The sequence below is a fragment of the Duganella hordei genome (genome assembly GCF_040369125.1).
Taxonomy (GTDB): Bacteria; Pseudomonadota; Gammaproteobacteria; order Burkholderiales; family Burkholderiaceae_D; genus Rugamonas; species Rugamonas hordei.
Window position 1 is genome coordinate 55,413 of sequence record NZ_BPWI01000014.1, and the last position, 12,567, is coordinate 67,979.

Consider the following 12,567-nt stretch of genomic DNA (forward strand, 5'->3'; position numbering starts at 1 on the left):
CGGCCGCCTTCGGGCGTGGCGTTGTCGAGTACCTCTCTTTCTATCATGGCTGTCATAACTCTATCCTCGGCGCAACTGGCGTTTGGGCACGTCGCGCTGCTCGACCACGCGGAATTTTCACTGGAAACCGGCGAGCGCGTCGGATTGATTGGCCGCAACGGCACCGGCAAGTCGTCGCTGCTGAAGATCATTTCCGGCCGCTTCAAGCTGGACGACGGGCTGCTGGTGATGCAGCAGGGGCTGAAGATCGCCTACGTCGAGCAGGAGCCGGTGTTCGATCCGGAAATGACGGTGTTCGACGCGGTCGCTTCCGGCATGGGCGATCTGCAGGACCTGCTCAAGGAATACGACGCGCTGACTTCCCAGTTCGGCCAGGGCAATGACGACGCCGTCATGGAGCGCATGCACGACGTCCAGGTCTTGCTGGACGCGGCCGATGCCTGGAGCCTGCCGAACAAGGTTGAAACCGTGCTGGACCGGCTGAACCTGACCGGCGACATGCTGATGAAGACACTGTCCGGCGGGATGCAAAAGCGTGTGGCCCTGGCGCGCGCGCTGGTCTCGGCGCCGGACGTGCTGCTGCTCGATGAACCGACCAACCACCTGGACTTCACCTCCATCATGTGGCTGGAAGGCTTGCTGCGCGACTTTAAGGGCAGTGTGCTGTTCATTACCCATGATCGTTCCTTCCTGGATAACGTCGCCACCCGCATCATCGAGCTCGATCGTGGCCGCTTGCTGTCGTTCCCGGGTAATTTTACCGCCTACCAGGTGCGCAAGGCCGAGCAGCTGGAAAACGAGGAAGTGGAAAACGCCAAGTTCGACAAGGTGCTGGCGCAGGAGGAGGTGTGGATACGCCGGGGCGTCAAGGCCCGCCGCGTGCGCGACGAGGGTCGCGTGCGGCGCCTGGAAGCGCTGCGTCTGCAGCGCGCCGCCCGCCGCGAGCAGCAGGGGCAGGTCAAGCTGGAGGTGTCGTCGGGCGAGCGTTCCGGCAAGATCGTGGCGGAACTGGAAAACGTCAGCAAGAAATTCGGCGACCGTGTCATCGTCAGCAACTTCACCGGCACCATCCTGCGCGGCGACAAGGTCGGCTTGATCGGCGCCAATGGCGCCGGCAAGACCACGCTGCTGAAAATGATCCTGGGCGAATTGCAGCCGGACGGCGGCGTCGCCAAGCTGGGCACCAAGCTGCAGGTGGCGTACTTCGACCAGATGCGCACCCAGCTCAACGAGGAAGCCAACCTGATGGAAACCATCGCCCCGGGCAGCGACTGGGTCGAGATCAACGGCGCGCGCAAGCACGTCATGAGCTACCTGAACGATTTCCTGTTCGCGCCCGAGCGCGCGCGCTCGCCGGTCAAGTCGCTGTCCGGCGGCGAGCGCAACCGCCTGCTGCTGGCGCGCCTGTTCGCCAAGCCGGCCAACTGCCTGGTGCTCGATGAGCCGACCAACGACCTGGACATCGAGACGCTGGAACTGCTGGAAGAATTGCTGGAAGAGTACCAGGGCACCGTGTTCCTGGTCAGCCACGACCGTACCTTCCTCGACAACGTGGTGACACAGGTGATCGTGGCCGAAGGCGAGGGCAACTGGCGTGAATTCGTCGGCGGCTACAGCGACTGGGAGCGCATGCGCCCAGCCCAGCAGGCGCTGGCGGCCAAAGCCCCCGTCAAGCCGGCGCCCGCCGCGGCGTCGGCTGCTGCGTCGCAGCAAAATTCGATTGCAAAGCAGAAAAAGCTCAGTTATAAAGAGCAGCGGGAACTTGATGAATTGCCAAAGTTGATTGCCGCGCTAGAGGATGAGCAGGCGGTGCTGGCCGGGCAGCTGTCGGATCCGGACTTTTACAAGAAGACCCCGGCCGAAGCCAAGCGCCTGAACGCGCGCGTGGCGGAGATCGAGGACGAACTGCTGTCGGCGCTGGAAAAATGGGAAGCGATCGAAGCGCGCGCCAAGGCTTAACTTTCTTATGAGATAGTTTGCATGGGTAATGTCAATGTTTGAGCGCGCCGCGCTGGTGCGCATCCTGCCGTTCGCGCTGTACATGTTTTTCCTCTTTATCGCCGACATGCTGGGACGGCTCGGTTACGGGCCGTACGTGCTGCGCTGGCTGTACGGTGTCAAGATAGCCTGCGTGCTGACGTTGTTGTGGCTGTTTCGCCGGGATTACATCGAACTGGCGCGGCCGCAATGGCGCTGGACGGCAGTGGCTGGCGCGGCGTCGGCGGGCATTGTGGTGTTTTTGTTATGGATATGGCTGGATGCGTCGTGGATGGTGATGGGCAGCTCGGCCGGTTTCGATCCCCGCGTGCAGGGTCGGATTGATTATCCGCTCGCGGCGGTGCGCCTGGCCGGCGCGGCGCTGGTGGTGCCGGTGATGGAAGAACTGTTCTGGCGTTCCTACCTGATGCGGTGGCTGGACAACAAAAATTTCCTGTCGGTCAATCCGGCTGGTGTAAAACTTTCTACAACTGTTGTCACGGTGATATTATTTGGGTTGGAGCACAATTTATGGTTTGCCGGCGTGGTGGCCGGCGCTGTTTACAGCGTGTTGTACATGCGTGGCCGCAGCCTGTGGTCGCCCATCCTGGCACACGCGGTGACCAATGGACTGCTGGGCGTTTGGGTGTTGGCCACGGCCAACTGGACCTACTGGTAGCGTGTTTTCTAGCAACAGATTTTTAAGACAAAACAACCAATGTCGATCTATTTGAAATTCTCTCCCGGCAGCCGTGGCTGCCTTGCATTGCAACCCTCCGCCCTGGTGGCTTGGACTTTGGTCGTGGGTGCCGCGTTCAGTTCGCCCGCCCAGGCCGCGCTCAGCGACACGATTCACCCGTTCGCCGCGATTGGCTATACCCATGACGACAACCTGCTGCGCCTGGAAGATGGCCAGCAGGTGGACGGCATGCGCAGCGACAACGTGCGCCAGCTTCAAGCCGGCTTCACGTTCGAGCGCCCGGTCGGCCGCCAGATGTTCGTCGGCTCGGCCAAGGCCAGCCGCGTCAGTTTCGACCACTTCAGCCAGCTGGACTACAGCGGCGAGGATCTGCAGGCCACGTGGAACTGGGTGTTGGGCAACCAGCTGACCGGTCACCTGGGCGCGACGTACTCGCAGACCATCGCGCCGTTCTCGGATTTTCACACCAACCAGCGCAACCTGAAGACGCAGAAGCACGGCTTCTACGACATCAATTGGCTGTTCCAACCGCACTGGCAGGTCCATGCGGGCTACATCAAGGACACCTTCGACTACGATCTGGCCTCGCAGCGCTTCAACAACCGCACAGAAAAAGCCACCGACGCCGGCTTCGACTTCCTGGCCGGCACCGGCAGCACGGTCGGCCTGGTGGCGCGCCGCCTGACCGGCAACTATCCGGACGCGGTGCGCCAGGGCACCTTCGTCCAGGAGTCGGGTTACACCCAGGACGAGCTCAAGCTCAAGGTGCTGTGGCGCGTCAGCGATGTCACCCAGCTGCAGTTCCTCGGCGGCCGCGTCAAGCGCCGGCACGAGCAGAGCGTCGAGCACGATTCCAGCGGCACCAACGCGCGCGTGACGGCGCAGTGGGCGCCGCGCGAACGCTTGCGTTTCAACGCGGCCGCCTGGCGCGAGTTCACCGCGGTCGAGTCGAGCGTGCTGAATTATGCGCTGGGCAAGGGTGCCAGCGTCAGCGCCGCCTGGGACGTGTCGGCCAAGATCCGCCTCGACGCGCAACTGCGCAGAGAGAAACGCGACTTCACCGGCCTGATCGCCTCCGTGCTGCCGGTTAGTTACAACGACAAGACCAGCGCAGCCAGCGTGGGCGCCACTTACGCGCCGACGCAAAGCAGCCAGCTCGGTGTCACGTACGCGCATGACAAGCGCGACCCCAGCAACCGCCTGTTCAGCAGTGGCTACCGCTCCAGCAGCGTGTCGCTAAACGCCAGCATCCAGTTTTGAGCCGCACGATGAATATTAGTGATCTTCCCCTGGTAGCTTTTTTTCAGCGCGTGCTGGATCCCCTGATCATCATGGGCAGCCTGTACCTGTGCTCGGCCGCCGTCGGCGCGCCATTCAACGGTTATATGTTGATTTTGATGGTGCTGGCGTTCTATGTGTCCACCTCGGTGTACGCCTATGTCGATCCTTATCGCAACTGGCGGCGCGGCCACATGTTGGGCTATGTGCGCGGCGTGCTGGTGGGCTGGGCCATCATTGCCGCCATCCTGTTGCTGTTAGGTAAATGCAGTGGCCTGATCTCGCTGTACGACCATAAGGCAGTCACCGCCTGGCTCCTGGTGACGCCGCTGGCCTTGCTGGTGAACTACGTCGCCACTTGGTGGACCGGCAACGGCCGCCGCGCCAGCGAGGTGCGCTCGGTGGTGATCGTCGGTGCCAACGACCTGGGCCTGCGGTTTGCCGAGAAGATCGAGAACCAGGCGGGGCACCTGATGCAGGTGCGCGGCTTCTTCGACGACCGCATGGAATTGCGTCGTCCGCCGGGCTTGCGCCACGAAATGTTGGGGAAAATGGATGACGTCGCGCAATACGTGCGCGCCCATAACGTCAAGATGATATATATTAGCCAGCCGATTTCTGCGCAGCCGCGCATCCGCAAGTTGATCGATGAACTGCAGGACACCACCGCTTCGGTATATTTCTTGCCCGATATCTATGTCTTCGACCTGATGCAGGCCCGTTTCGACAGCGTAGCGGGCATGCCGGTGATCGCCATCTGCGAGACGCCTTTCACCGGCTTCAACAGCATGGTCAAGCGTGTCAGTGACATCGTACTGGCACTTGCCATCCAGATTATGTTGCTGCCAATCATGCTGGTGATCGCGTTGTTGGTGAAGCTGGGGTCGCCCGGTCCAGTGATCTTCCGTCAGCGCCGCTACGGGCTGTATGGCGAAGAGATCATCGTCTACAAGTTCCGTTCGATGACGGTGACCGAGGACGGCGACAAGGTGGTGCAGGCGAGGAAGGGCGATCAGCGGGTGACGCCGATCGGTGCCTTCCTGCGCAAGAGTTCCCTGGACGAGTTACCGCAATTCATCAACGTACTGCAGGGGCGGATGAGTATTGTGGGGCCGCGCCCGCACGCGGTAGCGCACAACGAGCAGTACCGGAAGCTGATCAAGGGTTATATGCTGCGCCACAAGGTCAAGCCCGGCATCACCGGCTGGGCCCAGGTCAACGGCCTGCGCGGCGAGACGGAAACGCTGGACAAGATGGAGGCGCGCATCCAATACGACCTGGATTATTTGCGCAGCTGGTCGCTGTGGCTGGATATCTGGATTATCCTGTGCACGGTTAAAGTGGTATTGAAGCGCGAAAACGCGTTTTAACGACAAGGTGTCGCACTGCAGCAAAAAACGTGTTAAGAATGTCAAGAGTGTTTATAATATTGACAGGTATAATTGTTGCGGGCATACTTTTTGGCCGCGGTTGCGTAGTGCTGGCGCAGCCCTTGATTTTTAGAAGGTTGGACAGGCGTGGCTTGCAGGAGTCTGGGTGCCGCCGGATGGCCGGAGGCTCCAGCAGTTTTATGTGCAATTGCAACATGTCTGCCATTTACATGGTTTTATTGAAGGAATGACTTTGAATCACTTAAACAGCATGTACCGACAACGGCTCGCTTGCGCGGTGCTGGTATTGATCGCCGCCGCCGGCCTGAGCGCCTGCGGGGACAAATCCAAGAAGCCTGGTCAGACGCTGGCCAGCGTGAATGGCAACGAAATCACCGTATTGCAACTGAACGAGGAACTGCAGCGTTCCGGCGTTGCGCCGGCCCAGCAGGAAGCGGCCAGCAAGCAGTTGCTGGAAGCGTTGATCGATCGTCAGCTGCTGCAGGAGCAGGCGGAAAAAGATAAGACCGACCGCGATCCAAAAGTGGTGCAGGCAATTGAGCGCGCCAAGTCGCTGATCCTGGCCCAGGCTTATATGCAAAAGCGCATAGGCAATGTCGCCAAGCCCAGCCGTACCGAGGTTGAAGAGTACTTCCAGAAAAATCCTGGATTCTTTTCCGGTCGTAAGCAGTTCGACATGCGTGAGCTGGTGCTGGCCACGGCCGACGTCGACGCTCCGCTGAAGGCTGCCATGGACGCCTCCAAGTCGCTGGAGGAAGTGGCTGCATGGATGGACGCGCACAAGGTGCGTTACAGCCGCGCCCAGCTCACCCGCACCAGCGCCGACCTGCCGCCCGAGCTGTCCAGCAAGCTGCTGGCCCTGCCCAAGGGCCAGTTATTCATCATCAAGGAAGGCGCGCGCAGCCTGCTGATTTCGATCGCCGAGATCAAGGATGCGCCGGTGACGCTGGACATGGCGGCGCCGCAGATCGAGCAATTCCTGGTCAACAAGCGCACCAAGGAAGCCACCGACGCCGAACTGGCGCGTCTGCGGGCCGGCGCCAAGATCGAATATCTGAACAAGTCCGCAGCGCCCAAGGCTGCCGAACAGGGCGCTGCCCCAGCTCCGGCGGCGGTAGCCGCACCGGCGGCGGCTGCGCCGGCGGCCAGTTCGTCGGAGGCGAACGACCGCGGTGTGGCCGGCTTGAAATAAGCGTGCAAATTTAATTCTTCACGAACAGGGCATATGATGAAACGATTGATGGGATGGATATTGGCGGTGCTGTGCATGTCCGCGATGGGCGGTGCCGGCGCGGCCGACGTGAAGCTGGGGTCGAGCGACGTGCTCAAGGTGACGGTGTACGGTAGTCCCGACCTGACCACGGAAACGCGGGTCAACGAGGCCGGCAAGATCACCTTCCCGCTGATCGGTGAAGTTGAGATCGGCGGCCTGTCGACCGCCGACGCCGAAAAGAAAATCGCCGGCATGCTGGAGAGCGGCGGGTTCGTCCGCAAACCGCAGGTCAACATCCTGGTCACTGTGCTGCAAAGCCAGCAGGTATCGGTGCTGGGACAGGTCAACCGTCCTGGTCGCTATCCGATTGAAGGCAAACGCAGCGTGCTGGACCTGCTGGCGCTGGCCGGCGGTCTGAGCGCCGACGGCGGTGAAACAATCGACCTGATCCGCAAGACTGGCGACGGCAAGACCGTGCGCGAAGTGGTGGACGTGGTGGAAATGGCCCGTACCGGCGACCTGAACCGCGATCTGGAACTGACCAGCAACGACGTCATCTACGTCGAACGCGCGCCGCGCTTTTACATCTATGGCGAAGTACAGCGTCCGGGCGTGTTCCGCCTGGAGCGCAACATGACCGTGGTGCAGGCGCTGTCGACCGGCGGCGGCCTGACCCAGCGCGGCACCGAACGCGGCGTGCGTGTCAAGCGCCGCGGCGCCGACGGCAAGTTGCAGACGCTGGACGTCAAGCATGACGATCTGCTGCAGCCTGACGATGTCGTCTATGTCAAGGAAAGCTTGTTCTAAAGCCGGGTCACCGTCGTCTTTTTTAGTCCAGAAATGAAAGCATCGCCATGAATTTTTCCCAAATCCTGTTGGTTTTGCGGGCGCGCAAAAAAATCATCCTGCTGACGTTGCTGTTCACCGTGGCGGTGACGGTGGTGGTCAGCCTGATCCTGCCCAAAACCTATAAAGCGACCTCGTCGGTCCTGCTCAATTACAAGGGTGTCGATCCGTTGACCGGCATGTCGATGCCGGGCCAGCTGCTGCCGGGCTATGTGGCGACGCAGATCGACATCATCACCAGCAAGAACGTGGCGCTGCGTGTGGTGGACGCGCTCAAGCTGGCGCAGAGCCCGGCTGTCATCGAGCAGTTCAACGACTCGGAAGACGGCCAGGGTACAGTGCGCGACTGGCTGGCCGAGCTGTTGCTGAAGAAGCTGGAGATCGTGCCATCGCGCGAGAGCAGCGTCATCGAGATCAGCTTCAAGGGTTCCGACCCGCAGTTCGTCGCGGCCATCGCCAACGCCTTTGCCGAAGAGTATCAGCGCGCCAATATCCAGCTGAAGGTCGATCCGATGAAAAAGGCCACCACCTATTTCAACGACCAGTCCAAGTTGCTGCGCGACGCGGTGGAAGTGGCGCAAAGCCGCCTGTCGAAATACCAGCAGGAAAACGGCATCGTCAGCGTCGACAACCGCCTCGACGTCGAATCGAACCGCCTCAACGACCTGTCGGCGCAATTGGTCGCGGCCCAGGGCCAGCTGATGGAAGCGCAGTCGCGCCAGCGCATGGCGAGCGGCGAGTCGGGCGAATCGCCTGATGTGGCCGGCAACCCGCTGATCCAGAACATGAAGGTCGCGCTCAGCACGGCCGAATCGAAATTCGCCGACGTCGCCCAGCGTCTGGACAAGAACCATCCGCAATACCAAAGCGCCAAGGCCGAAGTGGACCAGTTGCGCGCCGACCTGAAGGCGCAGACCAAGGCCGCCTCGAACACCGTCGGCAACAATGCGCAGATATTGATGCAGCGCGAAGCGCAGATCCGCTCCGCTTTGCAGGAGCAGAAGAACAAGGTGCTGGCGCTGAACCGCACCCGTGACGAACTGAACGTGCTGCAGAAAGATGTCGAGAGCGCGCAGCGCGCGTTTGACGCCACCTCGGTGCGCCTGTCGCAGACCCGCATCGAAGGCCAGGCCGAGCAGTCGGACGTCGCATTGCTGAATCCCGCCGTGGCGCCGGTCAAGCCCTACAGCCCGAAGATCCTGATCAACACGGCGCTGGCGATCGTGCTGGGATCCATGCTGGGCGTCGGCCTGGGCTTCCTGATGGAACTGTTCGACCGCCGCGTGCGCTCGCAGAGCGATCTGGCCGACATGCTCGACATCCCCGTGCTGGGCGTTATTGACTGGAACCAGGCCAAGCACCGCAAATCGCGCTTCAAGGGCCTGTTCCTCCGCCGTAGCACTTTGCGCCTGAATTAATCAGAGATGGAACCTTCCATGACCACCACTCCCAATCTTGTCTCGCCGGTCAATCCGGTCCCACCGATCCCGCGCAAGGGCGACTCCAGCATCGGCGGCTTGCTGCTGGCCTCCGGCAAAATCACGCCGGAAAACGCCGAACGCGTGCTGCGCATGCAAAAGGAACTGGGCATCCGCTTCGGCGAAGCGGCCCAGCGCCTCGGCCTGATCACCGAGCAGGACATCCAGCAGGTGCTGGCGCGCCAGTTCGACTACCCCTATCTGCAAGAGGGCGAGACCAAGTTCTCCAACCAGCTGGCGGCGGCGTTCCGCCCGTTCAGCCCGCAAGTGGAAACGCTGCGCGCCGTGCGCAGCCAGCTGATGCTGCGCTGGTTCGCCAGCGGCCGCAAGTCGCTGGCCATCGTCGGTGTCAACCAGGGTGACGGCGTCAGCATCTTTGCCGCCAACCTGGCCGTGGTGTTTTCCCAGCTGGGCGAAAACACGCTGCTGGTCGACGCCAACCTGCGCCGTCCGCGCCAGAACGAAATCTTCGACCTGCAGGCGCGCGCTGGCCTGTCCGACATCCTGGCCGGCCGCGCCGGCACGGAGGCCGTGGCCAGGATCGACTCCTTCGTCTCGCTGTCGGTGTTGCCGGCCGGCACGCTGCCGCCGAATCCGCAGGAGTTGCTGAGCCGCGCTTCCTTCGGCTCGCTCAACGCCACGCTGGAACAGAACTACGACGTCGTGCTGTATGACGTGCCGGCCTATGCGACCGGCGCCGACTTGCTGTCGATCGCCGCCCGCGCCGGCGGCGTGCTGCTGGTGGCGCGCAAAAATGAAACCCTGCTCACCGATATCAACACGATGACCGAACAGCTGTTGCAAAGCGGTTCCAAGGTGGTCGGTTCGGTACTGGTTGAGTTCTGATGCAGGATTCGGTCACACAAGCCGCCAGCAGCGTGCGCGTACCCGGCTGGAAGGTGGGTCTGGCCGATCTGTGGCCGGTCCTGCTGGGCATGGCCAGCCTGTTCGTGCCCAGTTTCTATCGTTTGTTTACGGGTGTCTGGGCCACGGAAGACCAGGCCCACGGCCCCATCATCCTGGCGCTGTCGTGCTGGCTGCTTTACCGCCAGTGGCCGGACATGCTGGCGCGCAGCGCCGGCGGCCGCGGCGCCCGCTTCGGCTGGCTGCCGTTCACCGCCGGCCTGCTGGCCTACATCGTCGGCCGTTCGCAGCAGATCTATATCCTGGAAATTGGTTCCTTCATCTGCCTGACCGCGTCGCTGGTGCTGATCCTGCGCGGCTGGACCGCACTGCGCGTGCAGTGGTTCCCGTTCTTCTTCATGCTGTTCATGATACCGCTGCCGGCCGAGCTGGTGATCATGTTGACCATGCCGATGAAAATGGCGGTGTCGTGGGCTACCGAGCAGTTGCTGTACGCGGCAGGCTACCCGATCGCCCGGGCCGGCGTGATCCTGCAGATCGGCCAGTACCAGCTGCTGGTGGCCAACGCCTGCGCCGGCCTGCAGACGCTGCTGACGCTCGAAGCGCTGGGCCTGTTCTACCTGAACGTGGTGCGCCACACGTCGGCCTTCCGTAACATCACGCTGGCGCTGTTCATCATTCCGATTTCCTTCTCGGCCAATGTGATCCGCGTCATCGTGTTGACCCTGATCACCTATTATTTCGGCGATGCCGCGGGGCAGGGCTTCCTGCACGGGTTTGCGGGCATGGTGCTGTTCATCAGCGCACTGAGCCTGATACTCGGCATCGACACGCTGCTGCAATGGTTCGTCTCGCGCCGCCAGCTGCGCAGCATTTCTCCCACAGGAACCCCGCCATGAAACAGACTTTGCGTATCAGCCTGGTGGCGGGCGTGCTGATGGTGTCGTCCGCCGTGCTGGCCAAGATCATGACGCCGACCGAGCGGCTTGCCGACGTGCGCCCGCCGCTGGTGCTGGAGCACGAGATTCCAACCGCTTTTGGCGACTGGACCGAGGAAAAGGAACTGATGGCGCAGGTCATTAATCCGGAAGCGGCCAGCGAGCTGGCGAAAATCTACACCCACACCTTGTCGCGCAACTACATCAACCGCAACGGTGAACGCATCATGCTGTCGATCGCCTATGGTGCGGACCAGACCAGCGGCCTGCAGCTGCACTATCCGGAAGTTTGCTATCCCGCACAAGGGTTCAACCTGGCGTCGGCCACCAAGGGCATCTTGATGACCAATCTGGGCGAGTTGCGCGTCAAGCGTCTGCAGACTTCGCTGGGCAGCCGCAATGAGCCGGTCACCTATTGGACGACGATGGCGGACAAGGTCGTGCTGGGCGGTTACGACACCAAGTTCGCGCAGTTGAGCTACGGTTTCCGCGGCCAGATTCCGGATGGCTTGATTTTCCGTGTGTCGTCGATTTCCAACGATCCTCAGGCAGCGTTTCAGGTGCAAGACCAGTTCGTACGGCAGATTGTCGACGCGCTGCCCGCGCAATCACGCGTGCGTTTCGTCGGCACGCCGCGTCGCCCATAAGGCGCGGCACCGGATGCGATAAATCCCTGTTTGTCCCCTTCACTGAGTTGTAAAAGGAAAATATATGATCACGGTTGGCTTGCTCTGGCATTCTTTATCCTCAGGTAACCTTGGCGTCGGAGCGCTGACTGAATCGAACATCGCGATCGTGCGTGGCGTGGCCGAGTCGTTGGGGCAGCGCGTGCGCTTCATCGTGCTCGGTTCCGGCACCGAAAACCTGCCGGCATTGGCGGCCGAGTTGGCCGAAGCCGGCCATGTGTTGGAGAACCAGCGCGTGCGAATTTTCCGTTCCAGCTTCCGCGAACAAATCAAGCGCTGCGACCTGGTCATCGACATTGGCGAGGGCGACAGCTTTGCCGACATCTATGGCTTCAAGCGTTTCTTCTTTTACTGGCTCAGCAAGAACATCGTCTGCAGCCTGGGCAAGCCGCTGATCCTGGCGCCGCAGACCATCGGCCCGTTCGATGGCGTGGCGGCGCGCATGCTTGCCAAGCAGGTGATGGGGCGTTGTCGCCGCGTGTTCGCACGCGACAACCTGTCGAGTGCTTATCTGAAGCAATTGGATGTGACGCAGAATACCGATGAGGCCATCGACGTCGCCTTCCGCCTGCCGTTCAAGGCCAAGCTGTTCGCCGACAACGGGAAGACCCGGGTCGGTATCAACGTCTCCGGCCTGCTGTTCAACGGCGGCTATACCGGCGGCAACCAGTTCGGCCTGAGCATCGACTATCCGTCGACCATCCGTCGCCTGATCAAGCACTTCCAGGCGCTGCCGAATGTGGAGGTGCATCTGGTCGGCCACGTGATCGAGCCGCACATGCCGAGCGAGGACGACTACGTACGCGGTTTGGCGCTGGCCGAGGAATTCCCCGGTGTGATCGTGGCACCGGTGTTCAGCCGTCCGAGCGAAGCGAAGTCCTACATCGCCGGCCTCGACTACTTTACCGGCGCGCGCATGCACGCCTGCATCGCGGCGTTTTCGTCGGGTGTGCCGGTGGTGCCGATGGCATACAGCCGCAAGTTCAACGGCCTGTTCGGCACGCTGGGCTACGACACCATCGCCGACTGCAAGGTCGACAGCGAGGATACGGTCTGCGCCAAGATTGGTAACGGTTTCAGCCAGCGAGAACAGTTGCGCGGCCAGGTGCGGGCAGGGCTGCAACGGGTCGAGCAGCGTCTGGGGCGCTATGAGGCCAGCTTGACGCAGGTGCTTGGCGCTGCGACGGGGAAATAAT

The 12,567-nt window shown here is 61.7% G+C and carries 11 protein-coding genes; all 11 read left to right on the forward strand.

Going from position 1 to position 12,567, the window contains the following annotated elements:
- The first annotated feature begins 45 nt into the window (after positions 1-45).
- Positions 46-1,959, forward strand: coding sequence for an ATP-binding cassette domain-containing protein (locus tag ABWW33_RS25310; protein WP_353404238.1), 1,914 nt, complete (start codon positions 46-48; stop codon positions 1,957-1,959).
- Positions 1,960-1,993: 34 nt separating this feature from the next.
- On the forward strand, positions 1,994-2,656 hold the full coding sequence (locus ABWW33_RS25315) for a CAAX prenyl protease-related protein (protein ID WP_353404239.1): 663 nt from the start codon (positions 1,994-1,996) through the stop codon (positions 2,654-2,656).
- 123 nt (positions 2,657-2,779) lie between these two features.
- The gene (gene epsL, locus ABWW33_RS25320; protein WP_353404240.1) at positions 2,780-3,937 is read left to right on the forward strand and encodes an XrtB/PEP-CTERM-associated polysaccharide biosynthesis outer membrane protein EpsL; all 1,158 of its coding nucleotides are present in this window, start codon (positions 2,780-2,782) and stop codon (positions 3,935-3,937) included.
- 8 nt (positions 3,938-3,945) lie between these two features.
- Positions 3,946-5,325, forward strand: coding sequence for an undecaprenyl-phosphate glucose phosphotransferase (locus ABWW33_RS25325; protein ID WP_353404323.1), 1,380 nt, complete (start codon positions 3,946-3,948; stop codon positions 5,323-5,325).
- 247 nt (positions 5,326-5,572) lie between these two features.
- Positions 5,573-6,538 carry an EpsD family peptidyl-prolyl cis-trans isomerase gene (locus tag ABWW33_RS25330; RefSeq protein WP_413447891.1) on the forward strand — a complete coding sequence of 322 codons (966 nt, stop codon included), beginning with the start codon at positions 5,573-5,575 and terminating at the stop codon, positions 6,536-6,538.
- Positions 6,539-6,574: 36 nt separating this feature from the next.
- On the forward strand, positions 6,575-7,366 hold the full coding sequence (gene epsE, locus ABWW33_RS25335) for a polysaccharide export protein EpsE (protein WP_353404324.1): 792 nt from the start codon (positions 6,575-6,577) through the stop codon (positions 7,364-7,366).
- A 47-nt stretch (positions 7,367-7,413) separates the two neighbouring features.
- Positions 7,414-8,823, forward strand: a complete 1,410-nt coding sequence (epsF, locus tag ABWW33_RS25340) for a chain length determinant protein EpsF (RefSeq protein ID WP_353404242.1) — start codon at positions 7,414-7,416, stop codon at positions 8,821-8,823.
- 18 nt (positions 8,824-8,841) lie between these two features.
- Positions 8,842-9,729, forward strand: coding sequence for a chain length determinant protein tyrosine kinase EpsG (epsG, locus tag ABWW33_RS25345; protein ID WP_353404243.1), 888 nt, complete (start codon positions 8,842-8,844; stop codon positions 9,727-9,729).
- Positions 9,729-10,646 (forward strand): exosortase B, encoded by a 918-nt coding sequence (gene xrtB, locus ABWW33_RS25350; RefSeq protein ID WP_353404244.1) that lies wholly within the window; start codon positions 9,729-9,731, stop codon positions 10,644-10,646. The genes epsG and xrtB overlap by 1 nt, the downstream gene beginning before the upstream one ends.
- A complete protein-coding gene (gene epsI, locus ABWW33_RS25355) occupies positions 10,643-11,332 on the forward strand; it encodes an exosortase-associated protein EpsI, B-type (RefSeq protein WP_353404245.1) in 690 nt (229 codons plus the stop codon). Before xrtB ends, epsI begins: the two co-directional genes overlap by 4 nt.
- Before the next feature lie 64 nt (positions 11,333-11,396).
- The gene (locus ABWW33_RS25360; RefSeq protein WP_353404246.1) at positions 11,397-12,566 is read left to right on the forward strand and encodes a polysaccharide pyruvyl transferase family protein; all 1,170 of its coding nucleotides are present in this window, start codon (positions 11,397-11,399) and stop codon (positions 12,564-12,566) included.
- Position 12,567 lies beyond the last annotated feature (1 nt).

Coding starts and splice junctions, on each gene's coding strand:
- xrtB (WP_353404244.1), top strand. CDS start 9,729: ATGCAGGATTCGGTCACACAAGCCGCCAGCAGCGTGCGCGTACCCGGC.
- epsI (WP_353404245.1), top strand. CDS start 10,643: ATGAAACAGACTTTGCGTATCAGCCTGGTGGCGGGCGTGCTGATGGTG.
- epsE (WP_353404324.1), top strand. CDS start 6,575: ATGAAACGATTGATGGGATGGATATTGGCGGTGCTGTGCATGTCCGCG.
- ABWW33_RS25310 (WP_353404238.1), top strand. CDS start 46: ATGGCTGTCATAACTCTATCCTCGGCGCAACTGGCGTTTGGGCACGTC.
- epsG (WP_353404243.1), top strand. CDS start 8,842: ATGACCACCACTCCCAATCTTGTCTCGCCGGTCAATCCGGTCCCACCG.
- ABWW33_RS25330 (WP_413447891.1), top strand. CDS start 5,573: ATGACTTTGAATCACTTAAACAGCATGTACCGACAACGGCTCGCTTGC.
- epsF (WP_353404242.1), top strand. CDS start 7,414: ATGAATTTTTCCCAAATCCTGTTGGTTTTGCGGGCGCGCAAAAAAATC.
- ABWW33_RS25325 (WP_353404323.1), top strand. CDS start 3,946: ATGAATATTAGTGATCTTCCCCTGGTAGCTTTTTTTCAGCGCGTGCTG.
- ABWW33_RS25360 (WP_353404246.1), top strand. CDS start 11,397: ATGATCACGGTTGGCTTGCTCTGGCATTCTTTATCCTCAGGTAACCTT.
- ABWW33_RS25315 (WP_353404239.1), top strand. CDS start 1,994: ATGTTTGAGCGCGCCGCGCTGGTGCGCATCCTGCCGTTCGCGCTGTAC.